Source organism: Streptomyces sp. NPDC002889, assembly GCF_042888425.1.
GTDB lineage: Bacteria > Actinomycetota > Actinomycetes > Streptomycetales > Streptomycetaceae > Streptomyces.
This window is the reverse complement of the sequence record NZ_JBIAPT010000009.1, coordinates 200,463-220,096: the sequence shown is the minus strand read 5'-3', so window position 1 is coordinate 220,096 and position 19,634 is coordinate 200,463. Positions and strand designations below refer to the sequence as shown.

At 69.9% G+C, this 19,634-nt stretch carries 16 protein-coding genes; 7 read left to right on the top strand and 9 right to left on the bottom strand.

All coding sequences use genetic code 11. The features are described 5' to 3' along the window. The first annotated feature begins 121 nt into the window (after positions 1-121). Positions 122-718 carry a dihydrofolate reductase family protein gene (locus ACFYWI_RS15930; RefSeq protein ID WP_389231501.1) on the top strand — a complete coding sequence of 199 codons (597 nt, stop codon included), beginning with the start codon at positions 122-124 and terminating at the stop codon, positions 716-718. 88 nt (positions 719-806) lie between these two features. Here the strand turns inward: ACFYWI_RS15930 and ACFYWI_RS15925 are convergent, their stop codons facing one another. Next, entirely contained in the window at positions 807-1,262 is a 456-nt protein-coding gene (locus ACFYWI_RS15925) for a pyridoxamine 5'-phosphate oxidase family protein (RefSeq protein ID WP_389231498.1), read from the bottom strand. A 215-nt stretch (positions 1,263-1,477) separates the two neighbouring features. Between ACFYWI_RS15925 and ACFYWI_RS15920 the strand changes: the two genes are divergently transcribed. After that, positions 1,478-2,626: a serine hydrolase domain-containing protein gene (locus ACFYWI_RS15920; RefSeq protein WP_389231495.1), complete on the top strand. Its 1,149-nt coding sequence runs from the start codon at positions 1,478-1,480 to the stop codon at positions 2,624-2,626. 83 nt (positions 2,627-2,709) lie between these two features. Here the strand turns inward: ACFYWI_RS15920 and ACFYWI_RS15915 are convergent, their stop codons facing one another. The 5 genes from ACFYWI_RS15915 to ACFYWI_RS15895 all read right to left on the bottom strand — a co-directional run bounded on the left by ACFYWI_RS15915 (position 2,710) and on the right by ACFYWI_RS15895 (position 12,388). Next, a complete protein-coding gene (locus ACFYWI_RS15915; RefSeq protein ID WP_389231492.1) occupies positions 2,710-3,567 on the bottom strand; it encodes a phosphotransferase enzyme family protein in 858 nt (285 codons plus the stop codon). Positions 3,568-3,732: 165 nt separating this feature from the next. Further along, positions 3,733-4,272 carry a hypothetical protein gene (locus ACFYWI_RS15910; RefSeq protein ID WP_389231489.1) on the bottom strand — a complete coding sequence of 180 codons (540 nt, stop codon included), beginning with the start codon at positions 4,270-4,272 and terminating at the stop codon, positions 3,733-3,735. Between the two features lie 251 nt (positions 4,273-4,523). Continuing rightward, complete coding sequence (locus ACFYWI_RS15905; RefSeq protein WP_389231486.1) at positions 4,524-5,954, bottom strand: M1 family aminopeptidase; 1,431 nt, start codon at positions 5,952-5,954, stop codon at positions 4,524-4,526. 91 nt (positions 5,955-6,045) lie between these two features. Next, entirely contained in the window at positions 6,046-9,972 is a 3,927-nt protein-coding gene (locus ACFYWI_RS15900; protein WP_389231483.1) for a Pls/PosA family non-ribosomal peptide synthetase, read from the bottom strand. A gap of 349 nt (positions 9,973-10,321) precedes the next feature. After that, positions 10,322-12,388 (bottom strand): hypothetical protein, encoded by a 2,067-nt coding sequence (locus tag ACFYWI_RS15895; protein WP_389231480.1) that lies wholly within the window; start codon positions 12,386-12,388, stop codon positions 10,322-10,324. Between the two features lie 295 nt (positions 12,389-12,683). On the opposite strand from ACFYWI_RS15895, the gene ACFYWI_RS15890 reads away from it, so the two are divergent. Continuing rightward, entirely contained in the window at positions 12,684-12,929 is a 246-nt protein-coding gene (locus ACFYWI_RS15890; RefSeq protein ID WP_389231477.1) for a hypothetical protein, read from the top strand. 217 nt (positions 12,930-13,146) lie between these two features. Continuing rightward, complete coding sequence (locus ACFYWI_RS15885; RefSeq protein WP_389231474.1) at positions 13,147-14,805, top strand: N-6 DNA methylase; 1,659 nt, start codon at positions 13,147-13,149, stop codon at positions 14,803-14,805. A 15-nt stretch (positions 14,806-14,820) separates the two neighbouring features. On the opposite strand, the gene ACFYWI_RS15880 is transcribed toward ACFYWI_RS15885, so the two are convergent. The 3 genes from ACFYWI_RS15880 to ACFYWI_RS15870 form a co-directional block, all read right to left on the bottom strand. After that, the gene (locus ACFYWI_RS15880; protein WP_389231471.1) at positions 14,821-16,962 is read right to left on the bottom strand and encodes a UvrD-helicase domain-containing protein; all 2,142 of its coding nucleotides are present in this window, start codon (positions 16,960-16,962) and stop codon (positions 14,821-14,823) included. Between the two features lie 37 nt (positions 16,963-16,999). Beyond that, the gene (locus ACFYWI_RS15875; protein ID WP_389231468.1) at positions 17,000-17,434 is read right to left on the bottom strand and encodes a hypothetical protein; all 435 of its coding nucleotides are present in this window, start codon (positions 17,432-17,434) and stop codon (positions 17,000-17,002) included. 146 nt (positions 17,435-17,580) lie between these two features. Further along, positions 17,581-18,177: a hypothetical protein gene (locus tag ACFYWI_RS15870; protein ID WP_389231465.1), complete on the bottom strand. Its 597-nt coding sequence runs from the start codon at positions 18,175-18,177 to the stop codon at positions 17,581-17,583. Between the two features lie 24 nt (positions 18,178-18,201). On the opposite strand from ACFYWI_RS15870, the gene ACFYWI_RS15865 reads away from it, so the two are divergent. The 3 genes from ACFYWI_RS15865 (at position 18,202) to ACFYWI_RS15855 (ending at position 19,602) form a co-directional block, all read left to right on the top strand. Continuing rightward, on the top strand, positions 18,202-18,378 hold the full coding sequence (locus tag ACFYWI_RS15865) for a hypothetical protein (protein ID WP_389231462.1): 177 nt from the start codon (positions 18,202-18,204) through the stop codon (positions 18,376-18,378). Between the two features lie 163 nt (positions 18,379-18,541). Next, the gene (locus ACFYWI_RS15860) at positions 18,542-19,399 is read left to right on the top strand and encodes a helix-turn-helix domain-containing protein (protein WP_389231458.1); all 858 of its coding nucleotides are present in this window, start codon (positions 18,542-18,544) and stop codon (positions 19,397-19,399) included. Then, a complete protein-coding gene (locus tag ACFYWI_RS15855) occupies positions 19,396-19,602 on the top strand; it encodes a DUF397 domain-containing protein (protein ID WP_389231455.1) in 207 nt (68 codons plus the stop codon). Before ACFYWI_RS15860 ends, ACFYWI_RS15855 begins: the two co-directional genes overlap by 4 nt. Positions 19,603-19,634 lie beyond the last annotated feature (32 nt).

The following is a 19,634-nucleotide window of genomic DNA, read 5'->3' as shown; positions in this document are numbered from 1 at the left end:
GAGAAACGTACGACCATGTCCTCAGCATCACCACTGCGGGACCGAGTGGGCGCGATGATTTCGGAGCGGCGCGACAGTCTCCATCGCCGTACAAATGACGTGAGGAAGAGGAGCGAGTCCCATGCGCATCGTGATCAGTGAGTTCATGAGCTTGGACGGCGTCGTCCAGGCGCCGGGCGGACCCGAGGAGGACACCGACGGTGGCTTTGCCCACGGCGGCTGGTCGCACCCGTTCTTCGATCCGGAGGTGGTCGGCGGTGCCTTCGACGACGCGCTGAACAAGGCCGAGGCGCTGCTGTTCGGGCGCCGTACGTGGCAGGCGATGGCCGGGGCGTGGCCCGAGCGGGCCGGTGACCCGTTCGCCGACCGGATGAACGCCATTGCGAAGCACGTCGTGTCCGACACGCTGGGCGAGTCCGAGCTGACGTGGGACAACACCACGCGCATCCCGGGCGCCGAGGCCGTCGCCCGCATCCGGGAGCTGCACAAGACCGACGGCGGCGACCTGTTGGTCATGGGGAGCCCCACCCTCGTACGCACCCTCCTGCGCGAGGTCCTGGTCGACGAGCTCCGGCTCATGATCATGCCGGTGATCCTCGGCGGCGGAAAGACGATCTTCCCCCACGACGGTGCACTGCGCCCGCTCGAGCTGGTCTCCACGGTCACCAGCGGCACAGGCGTGCAGGTGTGCACCTACCGGCCGGTCACCGAAGGGTAGAACGGGGCGGCGGCGCGAGTTCCCGTGCGTCACTCCTGGCCAGGGCCACGTCTGTCCAACGCCGCCGTCCCACACGGCTGTCGGCGGCTCAACCGAGCCAGCGGCCGTCCTTCATGAGATCGCGCCCGGCGATCTCATTGGCCTCGCGCCATGCCTGGATCCAGATGGGCGTGATGCGGAAGTACGGGTAGGGCGAGCGGATTTCGCGCGGATCGAAGCCGGTTCTGGTCGCGAAGGCCGCCGCTTCCCCGGGACGGAGGTCCGACTCTTCCACCGTGGTGGAGGTGCCTTCGACGAGGACCACGTCCCGCGTGGTTCCGAACGCCAGCCTGGCCCGCCCGTTCGCGTGCAGATTGCGGGCGGTCGGGTTGGCACGCGCGGTGGAGAGCAGGAAGGTCTCGCCGTCCCAGAGGTACGACAGCGGTACGAGACAGGGCACGCCGGTCCCCTCCGCCGTCGAGACCCAGACATCGATATCGGTCTCGAACCGCGCGAGCGCGTCCTTGCGGCGTTCGTCGAGGCTGCGCGGTACGTCGGGTGTCACGTGTCTGCTCCTGTCGGACGGATGAAGTTGCCCCGCTCAGGGTGCCGTACACACACACCGAGACCAAGGCGAGCGCCCCATGGCCACTGTCCCGGCGCCCCTCGCCGAGGGCGGGCGGCGGGCGGCTGATCGGGCGGATTCGACGGCATCCGCCCGATGATTCGGTGCCGCGGCGGGAGTCTTGCTTCCGAGCACACACGCGAGAAGGTGGACCGATGACCAACCTGCACGACACCCTGAACGCCCACGTCAGCAGCGGATCGGTGCCGGGAGCGGTGGGCCTGGTGGCGCGCGGCGACCGCGTCGAGGTACAGGCCGTGGGCACTGTCGACGTCGAAGGCACCTCCCCGATGGCCAGGGATTCGATCTTCCGCATCGCGTCGGTCACCAAGCCGGTCATCGCCGCGGCCGTCATGATGCTGATCGAGGACGGCCTGATCGCACTCGACGACCCGGTCGACCCCTGGCTGCCGGAGCTGGCATCACCGTCCGTCGTCCGTACGCCGGCCAGTCCCCTCGACGACATGGTCCCGGCGATCCGGCCGATCACCGTGTTCGATCTGCTCACCTCCCGTGCCGGCCACGGCTTCCCGTCCGACTTCTCCCTGCCTGCCGTCGCGCCCTTGTTCAGCGAGCTGAAGCAGGGACCGCCGCAGCCGCAACTCGTACCGGCTCCGGACGAGTGGATGGCGACACTCTCCCGCATCCCGCTGCTGCACCAGCCGGGCGAAGCCTGGCTGTACAACACCAGCTCCGACATCCAGGGCGTCCTGATCTCCAGGGTCTCGGGCCGCCGGCTGCCCGAGTTCCTCGCGGAGCGGGTCTTCGAGCCGCTCGGCATGGTCGACACCGCATTCGCCGTACCGGCGGACAAGCTCGACCGCTTCACCAGCTACTACCGGACCGATCCGGCGGGCGGCCTCGAGCCGGCCGACGCCCCCGACGGCCAGTGGAGCAAGCCGGCCGCCTTCCCGTCGGGGGCCGGCGGGCTGGTCTCCACCGTGGACGACTGCCTCGCCTTCTACGGGATGCTGCTCGCCGAAGGAACCGCCGCCGACCGCCGACTGCTCACTCCGGAATCGGTACGGCAGATGACCACCAACCACTTGACCCCGCCCCAGCGCGAGGCGAGCGGCCTGTTCCTGGAGGGCATGGGCTGGGGCTTCGGCGGCTCGGTCGACGTCGAGCCCATCGAGTCGTGGAACGTCCCGGGCCGCTACGGCTGGGTCGGCGGCACCGGCACGGCCGCGTACATCACGCCGTCCACCGGCACCGTCACCGTCCTGCTCAGCCAACTGGAGATGGCCGGACCGTCCTTCCCGCCACTGATGCGGGACTTCTGGCGGTACGCGACCGGCGCCTGAGGCCTGACGTGCCCCGCCGGCAACGTGAACAGGGGCGCCGCAGCGGCGACCCCCGGCCCACGTCACTCGTGGGAGTGGGCCGATCATCCAGCGGCGTCCATGGGCGGTTCCGGTGTCCAGGCGTCCTGAATGGCGCGGTGCAGGTCAAGCAGCAGATCCCGGCCGTCCATCTCTCGTTCGCTGATCGGGCGCCGCGCCCGGTAGGCGGTGAGGAAGCGCCGCTCCACCGTTGGCGCGGCCTCCGGCGGTTGCCGGGCGGTCAGGAACAGCTGCCAGCTGACAACGTCGTGGAGCAGGGGGCCCCAGCTGGGGCTGCCCCAGTCGATCAGCGCGAGTGCAGTGGAGTCGGGGTCCTGCAGGATCTCCGGTGCCGGGTCGCCGTAGAGCACGCCCTCGCTCAGCGGCGCACTGGCGCGGAAGTCGGCTATGGCGGTCAACGCTTTTCTCAGGGCAGCGCCGCGGCGTCTGCCGAGGTGTTTGGCCTCACCCTTGTAGTAGTCGAGCATTCGCCCGGCCGGCTGTGGTACGTCCGGAAGGGTCATCAACGTGTGATGGACGCGCCCGAGGAGGTCACCGGCCTGCTCCGGGGCTGTGTCGGTGGTCAGGTCCAGCGGCGAGCCCGGGATGAAGGTGTGCAGCGCCAGCGTCCAGGGATGGTCCTGGGGCCGGTCGATGGGGCAGCACAGTTTCCCGTCGACGGTGGGGATCGGTGCTCCGGTAGGGATGCCGGCGCGGTCGAGCAGGGCGGCGATCCGCAGCCCGGGTTCGACGAATGCGGGGTCGTCGAAGGTCAGCTTCGCGACGTACGGGCCGTCGCTGCTCTCCACCCTCCATACCCGTGAGCGGTCTCCGAGGTCGGTCAATTCGGCGGTGAGTCGCGGCTCGGGAAGGTTCCACGGGGTGAGCAGCGGCAGGAGCCACTGGTCTTGATCGGGGCTCATGGGCGGTGATCCTCTCGAACGGCCATCAGGGAACTGCAGCTGCGGTGCAGGCGGTCGGGTCGGGTCGGTCCTGGGGAGCCCCTTGGGCAGGCCGGAGGCTCCCGTGACGGCAGGGACCGCCTCCGGTTCGGCTGCGTGGGTCCGGGAAAACCGGCGAGTGCGGTCCTACAAGGCGGCGTAGGCGCGTTCCAGGCCCTCCGTGTGGTTGCCCCCCATCTCGATGTAGACCTGTCCGGTCGGGACGCACGCGTCGCGGACTATGGCGCTCCGCTCGGTGATCCACGCAGCGGTCCGGCAGTACGTGGCATCGTCGGCCCCTTCGAGCCAGTGCGGGGCGATCCGCAGATCGTCGACCGTCAGCGTGGTGTTGCCCAGGAAGACCGCGGCCACCGGAAGCCCGAGGCCGGCCGCGGCCGCGGCCACCGCGGGCGTGACGATGTCGCCCTCGACCACATAACACTCCGACGGCTCGGGTTCCTCACCGATGCCGTCCGCCACCGCGCGCAGGAACTCGATGAGGAACGGCTGCGCCAACTCCGCCTTGTCGGGATGCGTACCGTGCCGCACTCCGTGGTGCGGGGCCGCGTTCTGCAGCATCGACACCAGCGTGTCGGTCGAGCACCCCGGGATGCGGTCCCGATCCAGCAGCATCCGGGCCAGCGTGCTCTTGCCCACCCTCGGCGGGCCGCCAATCAGATAGATCACGTGCGGGACCGTAGAGGCAGGGCGTGGCCCCAGCAACGCAATTACCCGCGATGCGGCGGAACCGGTGACGAACGGTTCCCGTGCAGCGGACGGGCGACCGGGGCGGTGCCGATCACACCTCCAGGTGCAGTCGACCCGGCCGCGCCGCAGCAGCGCCGCCGAGACCGCTGCCGATCGCCTGACCAGAGCCGCCGGCGGGATCGGTACACGTCACTGGGCGCGCACATCAGCCGCGCAGGCGGTCGTGCCGCCTACTCGGGGCTTGTGCCGGGGGCCGCGGAGCCGCCGTTCCGGGGCGGGTACCCGGGCCGGGCCGGTACTCGCGGCACCTCGGGGATCGAGGGCTGGGCAGGGGTGGCGGGAGAGGGGAGCGGCGGGAGAGCCGTCTCGTACAGCCAGGCCGAGAACAGGTCGTCCAGCGGCTCCGCCGTGTAGCGGGCGACGTGGGTGGTGAAGGCGGTGGTGGTGACGACGCCGTGGCGGTGCATCGTGGCCCAGTCACGCAGCATGCGGAAGAAGGCGGCGTCACCCAGGGCACAGCGGATCGCGTGCACCGCGAGACCGCCGCGCTCGTACAGGCGGTCGTCGAACATCAGCTTCCGGCCCGGGTCGGACAGACGCAGATCCAGTGGCATCGAGGCCAGAAGCCGGTGTGCGGCGGCGGCCAGCTCGTGCGCCGTGCGGCCGCCGGCGTGCTCCGACCAGAGCCACTCGGCGTACTTCGCGAGCCCCTCGTTCAGCCAGATGTGACGCCAGTCGGCGATGCTCACACTGTTGCCGAACCACTGGTGCGCCAGCTCATGGGCGACGAGGCGCTCCGAACCGCGCGCGCCGTCCACATGGTTGGCGCCGAAGAATGAGACGCCCTGGGCTTCCACCGGCACGTCCAGCTCCTCATCGGCGACCACGACCGTGTACTCGCCGAAGGGATACGGGCCGAACAGCTCCTCGAACAACTGCATCATCGCGGGCTGTCGTGCAAAGTCGCGGGAGAACTGCGACAGCAGGTGCGCCGGAAGGTGGGCGGCCTGCGGAACACCCCCGAGCCCCGGGTCACCGAGCAGCACCGTCTGGTACATCCCGATGGACAGGCCGACCAGGTAGCTGGGGGTCGGCGCGGGCTGTTCGTACACCCAGGTAGTGGTACTCGCCTTCGTGGTCCGGGTGAGCAGCCGCCCGACGGCCACCACCGTGTACGCGGACGGTGTGGTGATCGAAATCTGGTACGAGGCCTTGTCGGCGGGCCGGTCGTTGCACGGATACCAGGACGGCGCACCGATCGGCTGGCTGGCCACCAGCGCGCCGTCGGTCAGCTCCTCCCAGCCGAGGCCGCCCCACGGGCTGCGTACCGGCTTGGGGTTGCCCGTCCAGTTCACCTCCACGGTGAAGGCGGCGCCGGCCGGGAGCGGCTTGGCCGGCCGGATACGCAGCTTGCCGCCTCGGTGGGTGTACTGCGGCGACCGGCCGTTGACCTGGACGCGGCCTACCTTGAATTCGGTCAGGTTGAGCTGGAATTCCGTGAGCGGCGCACGACCGGCGATCGCGCTGATCCGGGCCGTCCCGGCCAGCCGGTTGGGGCCCGGACGGTAGTCCAGCGTGAGTTCGTACCGGTGCACGCGGTAACGGGGATCGCCGTTGGCCGGAAAGTACGGGTCCGATGCCGCTGTCTTCTGGCCGCTCACTGTGGTGTCCGCTCCCTGCGCTGTGCTCGAACAACGTGCTCGTGTGCCGCCCCTGACCGCCGCGCGGACCGCCTCCGCACGGACCGCCCTCCTAGGAGCGCCACGCCTCGATGGGGTTGCCCAGCCAGCGGGAGTCGGCGGGGACGGATTCCCCGGCCATCACGAGAGAGGCGGGACCCAGGGTGCTTCGGGGCCCGACCGTACTCCCGGGCAGGACGATTCCGCCCGGACCCAGAGTGGCGCCCTCATGGAGGACCACAGTATCCGTCCTCAAGATCCGGTCGTGGAAGAGGTGGGTCTGCAGCACACAGCCACGGTTCACACTGACGGCGTCGCCGAGCGAGACAAGATCCATCTCCGGCAGCCAGTAGCTCTCGCACCAGACGCCCCGGCCGATCCGCGCCCCGAGCGCGCGCAGCCACAGCGTGAGCAGCGGCGTTCCGGGCACCGCCCCGGCCAGCCACGGCACGGCCAGTACCTCGACGAAGGTGTCGGCCAGCTCATTGCGCCATACGAAGCCGCTCCACAACGGGTGCTCCCCCGCCCGGTGACGGCCGACGAGCAGCCACTTCGCGACCACCGCGAGGCCACACGCGGCCACGCCCGCGGCGAACAGCGTCGCTCCGGACAGCAGTGCCGCTCCCCAGATCCCCAGGCCGCTTGCCGCGCTCAGCGCACCGAGCGCCGCCACGGTCAGCACGGCCAGCGCGGCCGAGCAGAACACCGGTGCGAGTCGGCACAGTTCCACCAGGCCGCGCGCCCACAGCAGCCGCGCGGGCGGGTCGTACGTCCGGCTCTGGTCGGCGTCCGCGGCGGAGCGCGGCAGCCGGACCGGCGGAAGGCCCAGGTACGAGCTGCCCTTCTTGGCCTTCTTCGGGGTCGCGGACAGGACCCCGACCAGCCCGCCTTCCGGCACGGTGCGGCCCGGCGCGGTCATTCCGGAGTTGCCGAGGAAGGCCCGGCGGCCGATCTCGGAGTGTCCGATCCGCACCCAGCCGCCGCCGAGTTCATAGGGTGCGGTCAGGGTGTCGTCGGCGAGGAACGCGCCCTCGCCCACGGTGGTGAGACTGGGCAGCGCCAGGACGGTGGACACCTCGGCGCCCCGGCCGATCCTCATGCCCAGCAGTCGCAGCCACACCGGCGTGATCAGCCCGGCGTACAGCGGGAACAGCGTCTCCCGGGACAGGTCCATCAACTGTATGACCGTCCACGTCTGCCAGCCCACGCGGCTGTGCGTCGGATGGTTGCCCGTGCGCAGCCCGAGGCTGAGCAGGCGTACCGCGATCAGCAGCAGCAGCGCGTACGCGAGGCCGAAGGCCAGTGCCGCCGGAACCACCGCGAGCAGGGCTCCTCGCAGGGCTTCGCCGATCGCGGCGTCGGGCGCAACGAACCGGCTCGCCACGAGGAGAGCCGGCAGGGCGGCGAGCAGGGGCAGGGCCGTCAGGCCCCAACCGGTCGCCCCGTACATGACGCGCCATGGGAACGGGCGCGGCGGGCGCTGCTTGGGCCAGTCATGCTTGGCCTTGCCGAGTTTGCCGGCGGGTGCTCCTGCCCACCGCTGCCCGGTGGGAATCTGCCCGACCACGGCGGAGCCTGGAGCCACCTCGGCCCGCTTGCCCACGCGCGCAGCGGGGAAGAGCATGCTGCGGGTGCCGACCACCGCGCCGGCACCGACCTTGACCGGACCGATCTCGAGCCGGTCCCCGTCCAGCCAGTGGCCGGACAGGTCCACCTCGGACTCGACGGCGCAGCCACGGCCGAGCTTGAGCATGCCGGTCACCGGCGGCAGTGAGTGCAGGTCCACCTCGGGGCCGACCTTGGCGCCGAGTGCCCGCGCGTAGCGTTTCAGCCAGGAACCGGTCAGTGAGGTGGCGCCGCTGTACTCGGCCAGGCGCTCGGCCGTCCACAGCCGCAGATGTACGTTCCCGCCGCGTAGGTAACGGCCGGCCTTCACCCCGCGAAGCAGCAGGCGCGCGCCGCCGGCGGCGATCGCCAGCCGCCCCGGCGGGCTGAAGAACAGCGCCGCGCCGGCGGTGACCAGCCACCATGAGGCGGTCGGCGCCCAGGGATAGGGACCGAACGAGCGCAGCACGTTCCCGAGCGCCGCCAGCGCCACGGTCCAGCGCAGGCCGATCAAGGTGAACAGCGGGATCAGCAGGAGCAGTTGCGTGACCTTGGCCCGCAACGGAACCGGCGCGACGGTACGGGCGGCACCGTCGTCCTGTACGGACTTCTCCAGCCGCCGGGCCAGCTTGCGCAGGGTGGGCTGCTGATAGATGTCGAGTACGGCGGCGCTCGGGTAGCGGGTGCGCAGCCGGGTGGTGAGCCGGGCGGCGGCGAGGCTGCCGCCGCCGATCGCGAAGAAGTCGTCCGCGGGGCCGGTGACGGTCACGCCGAGGGTCTCGCTCCACTGCTCGGCGAGCCAGGCCTCGGTCCCGTACAGCTGCTCGGCCGGGCCGGTGGTCTCCAGGTCGGGCAGCGGCCAGGGCAGCGCGTTCCGATCCACCTTGCCGGAGGTACGGGTCGGCAGATCGTCGACGGGCGCGAGCAGCGGCACCAGGGCGGCGGGCAGTTCGGCGCGCAGCTTGTCCACGGCTGCCGCGTGGTCCCAGCCCTCCTGGGTCACGAGATAGCCGACGAGCAGCTGGTTGCCGCTGCGCGCCGTGCGTACGGCGGCGGCCGCGCCCGCCACGCCGGGCAGTGCCTGCAGGGCGGCGTCCACTTCACCGAGCTCGATCCGGCGGCCGCCGAGCTTGATCTGCTCGTCACCGCGGCCGAGGAAGACCATGCCCTCGGGTTCCGCGCGGACGAGGTCTCCGCTGCGGTAGGCGCGCTGCCAGCCGAGCGAGTCCAGCGGAGCGTACTTCTCGGCGTCCTTTTCCGGGTCGAGGTAGCGGGCAAGGCCCACGCCGCCGATCACCAGTTCGCCGCTGCCGCCCATCGGCACCGGCTCCCCGGCCTCGTCGACCACGGCCAGCTCCCAGCCGTTCAGCGGCAGGCCGATCCTGATCGGTTCGGCGCCGGTGAGGAGCGAGGCACAGGCGACCACGGTGGCCTCGGTGGGGCCGTAGGTGTTCCACACCTCGCGGCCCTCGGTGACCAGACGCTGGGCCAGCTCGGGCGGGCAGGCCTCACCGCCGAAGATCAGCAGCCGGACCTCGTTGAGCGTCTCGGGCTCCCACAGCGCGGCCAGGGTGGGCACCGTGGACACCACGGTGATTTCCTGCTCGACCAGCCAGGGGCCGAGGTCCGCGCCGCTGCGCACCTGGGAGCGCGGGACGGGCACCAGACAGGCGCCGTACCGCCAGGCCAGCCACATCTCTTCGCAGGAGGCGTCGAAGGCGACGGACAGCCCGGCCATGACCCGGTCGCCCGGGGCGATCGGTTCCTCGGCGAGGAAGAGGGCAGCCTCGGCGTCCACGAAGGCGGCGGCGCTGCGGTGGCTCACGGCGACGCCCTTGGGCTTGCCGGTGGAGCCGGAGGTGAAGATGACCCACGCGTCGTGGTCGGGGCCGGGCCGAGCGGCGGGAGCGCCGGCATGCGTAGTGCCGCCCGTGGCGCCGACGCTGATGCTGTGTCCGGTGATCCTGTGCCCGGCTCCGATGACGGCCCGCACCCGGGCCTCGCCGAAGACCAACTCGGCCCGCTCGTCCGGGTCCTCGGCATCGACCGGCACGTAGGCGGCGCCGGCGGCGAGTACGGCGAGTACGGCCACGTACAGATCATTGGTGCCGGAGGGAACGCGGATGCCCACCCGGTCGCCCGGACCCACCCCGGCAGCGGCGAGACGACGCCGCAGGCACTGGACCTCGACGGCCAGCGCGCGGTAGGTGAGCCGGCCGGTCCCGTCGTCCAGGGCGAGCTCGTCGGGGTACTCACGTACCGAGGCCTCGAGGATGTCGACGAGCGTGCGCGGCGCGGCTGCGGGCCCGGCGGAGAAGCGGGCCGCCTTGCCGGGCTCCTGGAGCGTTTCGTCCTCGAGCAGGCTGAACTCGCTGCTCTCCGGCGTGGCTGCCATCGGGTCCTCGCGTCTCGTTCCCGGAGCATCCGGGCCGCTGGTGGTCCCGCAGGTATGCCTGGGGTTGTTCCGGTCCAGCGCCAAACAACCCACCAGATTGTAGTGCGATGCGGAAGATTCCCACGCTGAAGCCTTGCGCGTGGCCGGGAAGGGACGCTATTGGAGGCTCGGGCGACGACTCCTTGAACTCACGCACCAGGCCGGTGACCGCCTCACGGTTCTGCGGCGAGGGGCGCACGACGTGAACCGGTCCCATTTCCACTGCGGATTCGCTGGGGGCTGTCTCCTCGTACGGCCGACGCTCGTCCTTCTTCCTGGAGTCGCGGAGGCGTCAGAGGTCCGGGTCCGCTCACCGTCGTCGCTTGCCGCCCCTGTTCCCGCCCTTGCGTCCAGTTCTCCGGTGGATGCGACCGACCTGGGCTGCGGGCCGTCGGGCGAACTGATCGGCCACCTCCTTCAGATCCGCCATCCCCTCCCGGTCGGGATGGCCGGATGCCAGGGCCGCGGCCAGGGTCTCGCGGGCGGGGACCTGCTGACCGCGCAGCGTCTCCAGGACTCCGTCCGACCCCACAGTTTCCAGGAGCTGGAGCAGGCTCTCCGCGACCATGAGGAGGCTCTCCGGTTCAGTGAGGTCATCGGCGTCGAGGATCTCGCGCCGGACCAGGACGCTGATCGCGGTGGGCGCGAGCAGCGGGTCGCCGCGCAGGCCCCGGGCCACGGTATCGCCGTCGGGGTGAGCCTCGGCGAGCACACTCAGCATGGCTTCGGTACGGGTACGGAAGGGACAGGCACGCATCGCGTCGGTCAGCTGTTCCAACGCCACGGCCGGGCTCGCTCGAACGCTGATCCAGGTGGCGAGTTCGGTGCGGGCGGAGTCCGGATCGTAGTGGTCGGCGAGGACGCCGAGAAGTCCGGCGGCCGGGGCGTGGATGAGTTCGCCGAGGAGCGGCGCGTCGCGGCCCTCTGCGAGCAGCCGGCGCCGTACCGAGTCGTGACCGAGTGCGGTGAGCCGGATCAACTCCACTTGTCCGTCGGTAAGTTCAGCCTCCTGGGCGACGCGGGCGCCGGCACGGGACTCGGCGTCCGGGTCCTGGGGGCGGCGGGCGACCGTGCCGAAGAGTTCCGCGAGCTCGGGCGGCAGCGCGGCGGGCGGCAGCTCCGGCGCCGCGCTCAGCGGTTTCTCGACGAACACCGGGTCGGCCATCCCCTCGTACCGCTCGATCGCACCCAGGTCCTCGAGGGCGCCGAGCACGACGCGTAGATCTCGGTCGCCGGCTTCGAGCAGTAGGCCCGGCCCGGTGCCGTACCCAAGAAGCGTCGATTCCCACAGCCGCGGCCAGGGCATGGCGTAGGGCAGGCTGTAGAGGGTGTTGAGGATGTCGGGCACCACCTGCTCGAAGCTGTCGCGGACCGTCGAGGGGAAGTGCCATCCGCTGCGGGGCGCGACCAGCGGATCCCGGAGACCGGTGAAGGTCTCGAAGGCGCGCCGCCACAGTGCGAGTGGGTCTTCGAGGAGGGGCCGCGCCTTGGCGACGGCGTACATCCGCCCCTTGACGATCCGTACGATCCTGGCCTTCTTCGCCCACTCGACCGCGAGCCCGAGCCGCGGCAGTTGCGCCGACGAGCGGACCCCTTCCACTCTGTCGCCCGTGCCCAGCTCGGCCACGAGCGCCCTCGCGTCCGCGATCCGCAGCGTGCCGGTCGCGGTGACCGACCTGCCTTCGCTGCCCGCCCACGCACTGATCCCGCGCAGCCACGGCAGCACCGCGGAGCGCTCGGCGAGCACGCGCAGCTCGTCCTCGGTGGGCAGGGCGACCGGCAGCTGCGGTTCGGCGCGCTCCCTCGCTGCCGCTCCGTGCGCGAGCCGCCGGGCCATCACCTGGTCGAGCACGTTCTCGTCGTACGCGACCTCCCCGCGCCGGGCCCGCTCCACGAAATCCTGCAAGGCCTCCTGATCGTGCACGTCCGTGCCCTGCTCGGCGGCCGTGGTCACCCAGAACTTCGACAGGCCCCAGCGGGTCCGGTCGGCCATGGCGGGCCCGAACCGGGGCGTCACGGCCTCGATCGCCGAGAGGTTTTCCGCGAGCGTGGCCCCACGCGGGTCGGCGAGCCCCATCGCGTCGAGGTAGCGCAACAGGAGTGCGAGCGTGCCGGGCATGTCCCCGGGCTCGTCCCCCGGCAGCACGGTCACCGTCCGTGGCAGCCACTCCAGCAGAAAACCCTCGACATGCCGGGGCTCCCACAGCCCGAGCCGCCCGTCGGGCGTACCGCGTTGCCGGTAGTCGAGCGCCGCCTCGACCCCGAAGCCGTCCATGCGGTCACCGCGCTCGTCCGCCCACCGCCCCATCCGATGGATGAGGAGCCCGCACATGGCCTCGAACTCGTCGGTCTCCTCGGGCGCGAAATACAGGCGCATCACTCAGGTCCTGCCCGTCGTACGGTCATCACTGGACAGCACGCTACCGGGAGGCGGTCACACGTACGCGGGCACTTGGGTGGCTCGGTCACCGGCCCGGCGACGGCTTGGCACCGGCCCGGCTGCCACCGGACCTGATCGGCGAAGTTCCGCTCGTCGGAGCAGCGCAGGCAGAACCGACCTGGCTCCGGCGGCCCGTCAAGACACGCAAGCCATCACTGCCGTTTCGCCAACACGTCGCTGAACCCCGGAAGTCCGCTTCGCGGCCTCAGCAATCCCACACATCACCGTGGCGGTGGCGAGTCTCGATGATCCGGTGGCCGCGGGCCCAAGCCGCGAGTTCGGCGGCGGACGCCTGGTGGGCGGGCAGGTCGCCCCGAGCAAGGCCGGCGAACGGCGCGCCGGGCAGACCTCGGCCCAGACCGTCTTCCCGGACGGCGGATACGGCCGTACGCCCCAGTCGGCGGCCAGTGCGGCCAGTGCGGCCACGATGACCAGACCACGCCCTCCTTCATCAGGTACACCGGACACGACGGGATGACGGTCGCCGCGCGGGTCCGTGATCTCGGCCCGTAGCCGGGAGTCCGACAGAAGGATCGGACTCAACCGGAATCCCCGGCCGGGCAGCCGCCCGTGCGCGACGGCATTCGCGGTCCTGCTGCTGCACCCGCGTACGCACCTGATCACATAGAGTTCGTTTACATCGCCAACGGGCTCACACCCACAACTCTCCGGGCGTCCCGTGTACCGTGGGGAGTATGAAGGACGCAGTGCGCCCGCCCGCAGAGCCCCTTGTCACCGCAGCCGAGATCGCGCGCCTGGCTGGAGTCACCCGTGCCGCTGTCTCCAACTGGCGCAGGCGCCATGACGACTTCCCCGCCCCCTCGACCGGGAGTACCAGCAGCCCGCTCTTCTCCCTCCCTGAAGTCCGCGCGTGGCTCGACAAGCAGCGCAAGGGCCGGGAGATGTCCGACGAGGTGCGATTGTGGGAGCAACTGCGTGGGACACACGGCGACGACATGGTCCGTGGGCTCACCACCGTCGCGGAAGTCCTCGCGGGATCGGACGGCAGCGTGGATACCGGAGGGGATCCTGCCCTCAAGGCCATCGTCGACGAGCTCACCGCGCACCTCTCCCCCGCCGAGCTGCTGACGGATCTCACCGCACGCTACGTCGAGTCGTCCGGTCGTACCGGTTCGGACGGCATCACCTCGCCACAACTCATCAGGGCCATCACGCACTTCGCGGGCGAGGTGAGCGGCACGGTCTTCGACCCGGCCTGCGGCATCGGCTCGTTGCTGTTCGCCTTCAGCACGCAGGCGCGCGCCCTGGTCGGCCAGGACGTCGATCCTGTGAACGCCCGCTACGCACAACTCCGTGCGAATCTGACAGGCCTGGCCGACGCCACCATCAGCGCAGGAGACTCCCTGCGCGCGGACCAGCACCGTGAACTCAAGGCCGACCTCGTGGTGTGCGAGCCACCCGTCGGCGTCGCCGACTGGGGACGGGAAGACCTGCTGCTGGACCCGCGCTGGGAGTTCGGGGTGCCGTCCCGCGCCGAGAGCGAACTGGCCTGGCTGCAGAACTGCTACTACCACGCGGCTCCCGGCGGCCACGTCGTCATGGTGATGCCGGCGTCCGTCGCGTACCGCAAGGCCGGGCGAAGAATCCGCGCCGAGATCGTACGGCGGGGTCTGCTCGTCCACGTCGTGGCGCTACCACCCGGTTTGGCCGCAGCTCATGCTCTGTCTGTACACCTCTGGCTGCTCAGACGGCCCACGGGCCCTGCCGATACTGCCCAGTTCGTACGCATGACGGACCTGACCGGCAACGATCCGGAGGGCTCCTTCGGCCCCGAAGCCGGTCAGACCGCGGATGTACCGCGTATCGATCTTCTCGACGACACGGTCGATCTGACACCGGCCACACACATCTCGGCCAGACACACCGATTTCACCGCGGAGTACGAGGCCGTGCGCACCGCGATCGCTCGGCAACTGCAGGAGTTGCTCACCCTGTTGCCCGCCCTTACGGGCGGGCAACAGGGCAGCCTGCGGGAAGGCGCTACTGTCAGTCTCTCGGACCTCGCACGCGCAGGGCTGGTCGAAACATCGGACGACGCAGTCGTATCGACCAGCGAGCAACTCGACACCGACTACGTGAACGGCTTCCTGAGAAGCCTCGCGAACACCCGGCGTTCGACCACGACCAGCGGTACTTTCCGCACCGACACCCGCGGCTCTCGCATCCCCCAGATGACCATCGAGGAACAGCGCCGCTACGGAGCCGCCTTCCGCGCACTCACGGAGTTCGAGCAACACGTCGGCAAGCTGACGGGACTCAGCGAGCATGCGGCGACACTCGCTCGTGACGGCCTCACCAGTGGAGCACTCGAACCGCCGGCGTCCGACGACTGACGCTGCGGCGGCCCGCTACCGCTGCGCCGGCAGGAACGGGCTCGGGGCCCCGCTCCACGACACATGGAGTGCCTCACGGGCGCGCGTGCACGCCACGAACAGCACGCACCGTTCCCGCAGCACGTCCGACTCGTACTGGAGCCGGTCGACTTCGGCCGGGGTGATCTCCCTCGCGAACGGGACTGCGCCGGATGTGACGCCGACGACCGCGACGCACCTGAACTCGAGCCCCTTCATCGCGTGCATCGTCGCCGGTCGTACGCCCTCGGCGCCTGCTCCCGGACTGTCCTTCACCCGCACCGCGGGAACCCCCGCCGCCTCCAGCCGGTTGCGGACCTTGTCCAGCAGCACATTGAACCTGGTGCACACCGCGATCTCGGACGGGCGGATTCCGTGCGCGAGCCATCCCTCGACGCGCTTCACCAGCGCCGTGACCTCGGCCTGCTCGGAGGCATGCCCGTCGACGTGGGGTCTTCTTCCATGGAGCAGGGATCGGTAGCCGGCGAGGCTGTCGCCTCCGTCACCGCCGAGGTCCTCGACGGGCGCGTCGTCGAGGATGCCGGTGGACCACACCAGGATCTCTTCGGTGCTGCGGTAGTTGATGCGCAGTCGGCTGGAGCGGCCGGTCACGGATATGCCGAGCGAGGCAAGTGACACATGCGAATCGTAGATCCGCTGGTGCGGGTCACCGGTGATGAACAGGTCGTCAGGACCCGGCTCGGCAGCTGCCCGCAGTACGCGCCACTGGGCCGGGTGGAGGTCCTGCGCCTCGTCCACGACAACATGGGCGTATCCGTGTACAGAGCGGTCGGCTCCCTTGAGCAACCGGGCTGCCTCGTCGCACACTTGGAGATGGGTGCTCGTGCCCTTGCCTGCCAGCACAGTATTGAACGCATCGACAGCCCGCCAGAGCTGTGCCCGCTTCAGCGGTCCGAGCGCAGTCCCTCGGCCTCGGCGGGTGGCAGACAGATAGTCCTCGGCGGACCTCAGGTCCTGGGCGAGGACCACGTGCCGGTATTCCTGCGCCAGGAATTGCTCGCTCCACGGCAGACCGAGCTGTTTGCCCACCTGCTGCCAGATCCGCCGCTCCTCCTGGTCCCCGATCGGAGACGGCGTCCGCCCGCCCAGTTCACGGACGATGCGGTGTGCGTAGGCGTTGACCGTGGTCACGTCCACCCGCGCCAGCTGCGTCTCGTCGTCCAGGAGCAGGGTGAGGTTCTCGCGCAGCGCGGCCGCGAGGGCGTTGGTGTACGTCGTCAGCAGCACGCGGGCGTCAGGAGAGCGGGACAGCAGGTGCTTGACCCGGTGCAGAGCCACGACGGTCTTTCCGGTGCCCGGTCCACCGGAGACCTGGGCGGGACCGTTGTACGAGACCCGATACGCGAGCCGCCGCTGCGACGGATGAAGGAAGACCCGCCAGGCCGCGAACGGCTTCTCCAGAATGTCGGCGAGTTCGTCGGGCTCGGTGATCAGCGTGATTCGGCTGCTCGTGTTGGCGATGGCGGCGGCCAGGTCCTCGGTCGGCTCGGGCGCCGCGTGAACGGGCCGGCGCACGGCGACCACGTCCCGGTAGACCTCGTCGGGCTTGAATCCCTCCGCCAGGAAGGTCAGCACCTCGAACTGGTCCTCGGGCAGCAGCGTCCCGAACGCGTCCAACTGCGGTCGGTCGATGATGGTCCGTACGGCCTTCAGCACCTGGTCGTCGACGCCGAGGTCCCGCAGGACCGTGTCCGAGTACGAGGCGAACAGCAGCGTGGGGGCCGCGGTGGCAGCCTTCTCGAGTGCGGGTGTGAGCTGTTCGATGGCGACGACATTGCGCACTTCGAGTGCACGAGTGGCGGTGTTCACGGTGTAGAGGCGCTTGGCGGCCCAGCTATAGGCATCGTCGTGCGGGACGACGTTCAGGAGCAGAAACGTGTCGCTGCCGTCGTCGGGTGCGAGCACGACGCCCCGCCAGAAGTCGTTGATGCGGATGGTCCGCGTCCGGGGGTCGCGTGCCTTGTCGACCGACTCCAGGTGGAGCCCCTTGTCCGCGTGCATTTCGGCTACGGTGAGCTGCTGGAATTTGGCCATGGCCTTGCGTACGCCTGCTTTGACCGGCTTCTCCAGGGCGTCGAAGCTCTCCCAGAAGGTGTTCGCGAAGGCGAGCTGAGGCACGGGACGACTCCTTTGCACCAAAGGGAGGGCCTGATGATCATACGGGCGTGCCGACAGCGAGGCGCCCGGCGATGGCCCGGATCTCGGCGACCAGCGCTGCAGGCGCCTGATCCAGATCCAGAGCATGCTGATGGATCGTGATACCTGCGTTGCGGATGCGGTGGGCGGCGTGCGAGGCATTGCCTTTGGCGTATACGAGATGGCCGTCGGACAGGCCAAGTGCCGTGCAGTAGGCAAGCATCTGGTAGAGGTCGGCGTCAGGGAAGCCTTCCGGTTTCTCCGCCTTGTACTTGGCGTCGGCGACCGCAGCGGGCCGGCCGTCGTCGGCATACCAGACGAAGTCCGGACGGATCCGCACCTCTTCGTCCTGGTCCAGGTGGATTCCTCTGGCCTGGAGCTCGGTGTGGCCACCGTACGAGGCGAGGGCCTGGCGCAACGCGACGCAGACGAAGTCCTCGAAGAGCTTGTTCATGTCGAAAAGGAAGCCGTCGATGCCCCCCCACGTCGTGCTCGGCCGATGCCCCACGCAGCACGCTCTCGGCGAGGCGGAGCGCGCCGTGATAGCGGGCGTTGGGCTGGGCGCAGGTCGGACATTCCGGTACCTCTCCGCGGCGCAGCTCAGACCCGGAGCCCCACCAGCCCCCATCCGCGCCGTTCGGCTTCCATCGCCACCTCGGCCCAGCCGTGGAGCAGGTCGCTGAACTCCTCGAAGTTCGCGATCCATCGCCCCGGGCACGCGGCGTGTGCTGCGTACGGCTCCCGGAGTTGTGCGAGGAGAGGCGCCGTCTCGTTCCAGGCGTCGACCAGCTCCTCGACGGCCTCGGGCGTGCAGCTGACCAGCACGCTCCGGCGTAGCAGATCCATCCCGTCACGGACCTCGTCCTGGGCCTCGGCGTCATCGTCGTCGCCTGTGGCGTCGTCCCACAACAGCGGTGTGAGAAAGCGGTCCAGGGCAGCCTTCAGCGCGGGATCGGCGAAGGCGCGAACGTCGTCCCACGCCTCACCGGCCCAGAAGTGCGGCTTGTAGGAGCCGAGCGTGTCTCGGAACTCGTACCTGCCGCACCAGGGTTTGGCGTCATTCGAGGGCCACGTCCAGCCGTGCTCGATCTCGTCGAGGTCATAGGCGGCGTCCTCCAGCCGGTCGACGCGGTCGTCGGCCGGTATGGCGGTCAGGTGCGCCCAGTCGACGACCAGAACGGTGATGTCCAATCCCATGGCACGGAGCATAGGCGCTGGCTCTTGCCGCGCTTCGCCGTGTGGTTGCGTGACTCGTTCGTACCCGCACCCCAACTTGTGCGCTTCGCGGGCAGCACCGCGATGGCCAATGGGGAGGCTCCGTGGCAGCCGCCGGTGGGCGGAGCGGATGAGATCAGGGCAGAGCTGCGCCGGTACCTCGCCGCGGCCGAAGCCGAATGATCGGCCTCAAGGCGTGCGGCGAAGGTGAGCCACACGAAGGGATGCGGTTTCGCTCTTACACCGTGGGGTGTTGCCGCCGCCCCGTAACCTGCCGCAACAGACCGGTACGCAGCGTATGCGTACCGATACGGGCAGGCATCGTGCAGAACGGGAGCAGGCACGGATGGAGCTCACGGGTCCGGCGGACGACAACGACGAAGTGGAAGACGCGGCCGACCTGTTCCGCGTGATCGGCCGCCAGGTGAGGGTCCTGCGGGAGCGGGCCGGCCTGACGCAGCGGGAGCTCGGGGACCAACTCGGGTACAGCGAGGACCTGATCCGGTCGCTGGAGCGCGGGCGGAGGACGCCACAACCGGAGTTCCTGGACGCGGCGGACGAGCTGCTCGGGGCGGGCGGATTGCTGCGGGCGGCGACGGAAGATGTGGGGAGGGCGAAGGCGAGGGCGCGGGTGAAGCACCCGGCGTGGTTCAAGGACTACGCTCGGCTGGAGCGCCAAGCAGTTGAGGTACACGAGTACGGCAATCACGTGATTCCAGGGCTTCTGCAGACGGAGGATCACGCGCGGTCCCTCTTCGCGATGCGCAAGCCCTTGCTCGACGACGCGACCATCGAGCAGCGGGTGATCGCGCGGCTCGCTCGGCAGGAACTGCTGACCAGATGGCCAGCTCCGATCGTGACATGCATCATCGAGGAGTCGGTCTTGCGCCGGACCATCGGCGGTGAGGCCGTTCACAAGGCTCAACTGGACAAGCTGCTCGAACTCGGGCAGCTCAGGAGCTTGGAGCTCCAGGTCATGCCCACGAAGCGTGATAAGCATGCGGGGATGGGTGGACCCTTCATTCTGCTGACACCCCAGGGGCGTGCGCAAGTCGCCTATCTGGAGGTCCAGAACATCAGCCGGTTGATCACTGATCCGGATGAAGTCCGTATCCTGGCAGCACGCTATGGCAGCATCCGGGCGCAGGCACTCACCCCGTCCGAATCACTGGCTGTCATCCAGGAGTTGCTGGGAGAGGCATGAGCATCGATCGCTCCGCGAACGTCACCACGCATCTGCGGTGGATGAAGAGCAGTCACAGCTCCAACGAAGGCGGCGCTTGTGTCGAGGTCGCCGCCACCGACCAGGCCGTACTCGTGCGCGACTCCAAGGATGTGGCCCGGCCTCATCTGTGTGTCGCTCACGCAGACTGGGCCCGATTTGTGCGGTACGCCGCCGATAGCTGACACGGCAGGTCACCCCCGGGGTGGTGCCGGAC

What these genes read in the sequence shown, in the direction of transcription:
- ACFYWI_RS15930 (WP_389231501.1), top strand. Translation starts at nt 122, where the DNA reads ATGCGCATCGTGATCAGTGAGTTCATGAGCTTGGACGGCGTCGTCCAG.
- ACFYWI_RS15855 (WP_389231455.1), top strand. Translation starts at nt 19,396, where the DNA reads ATGAGCATCGATCGCTCCGCGAACGTCACCACGCATCTGCGGTGGATG.
- ACFYWI_RS15920 (WP_389231495.1), top strand. Translation starts at nt 1,478, where the DNA reads ATGACCAACCTGCACGACACCCTGAACGCCCACGTCAGCAGCGGATCG.
- ACFYWI_RS15870 (WP_389231465.1), bottom strand. Translation starts at nt 18,177, where the DNA reads ATGGGATTGGACATCACCGTTCTGGTCGTCGACTGGGCGCACCTGACC.
- ACFYWI_RS15895 (WP_389231480.1), bottom strand. Translation starts at nt 12,388, where the DNA reads ATGCGCCTGTATTTCGCGCCCGAGGAGACCGACGAGTTCGAGGCCATG.
- ACFYWI_RS15875 (WP_389231468.1), bottom strand. Translation starts at nt 17,434, where the DNA reads ATGAACAAGCTCTTCGAGGACTTCGTCTGCGTCGCGTTGCGCCAGGCC.
- ACFYWI_RS15900 (WP_389231483.1), bottom strand. Translation starts at nt 9,972, where the DNA reads ATGGCAGCCACGCCGGAGAGCAGCGAGTTCAGCCTGCTCGAGGACGAA.
- ACFYWI_RS15915 (WP_389231492.1), bottom strand. Translation starts at nt 3,567, where the DNA reads ATGAGCCCCGATCAAGACCAGTGGCTCCTGCCGCTGCTCACCCCGTGG.
- ACFYWI_RS15860 (WP_389231458.1), top strand. Translation starts at nt 18,542, where the DNA reads ATGGAGCTCACGGGTCCGGCGGACGACAACGACGAAGTGGAAGACGCG.
- ACFYWI_RS15885 (WP_389231474.1), top strand. Translation starts at nt 13,147, where the DNA reads ATGAAGGACGCAGTGCGCCCGCCCGCAGAGCCCCTTGTCACCGCAGCC.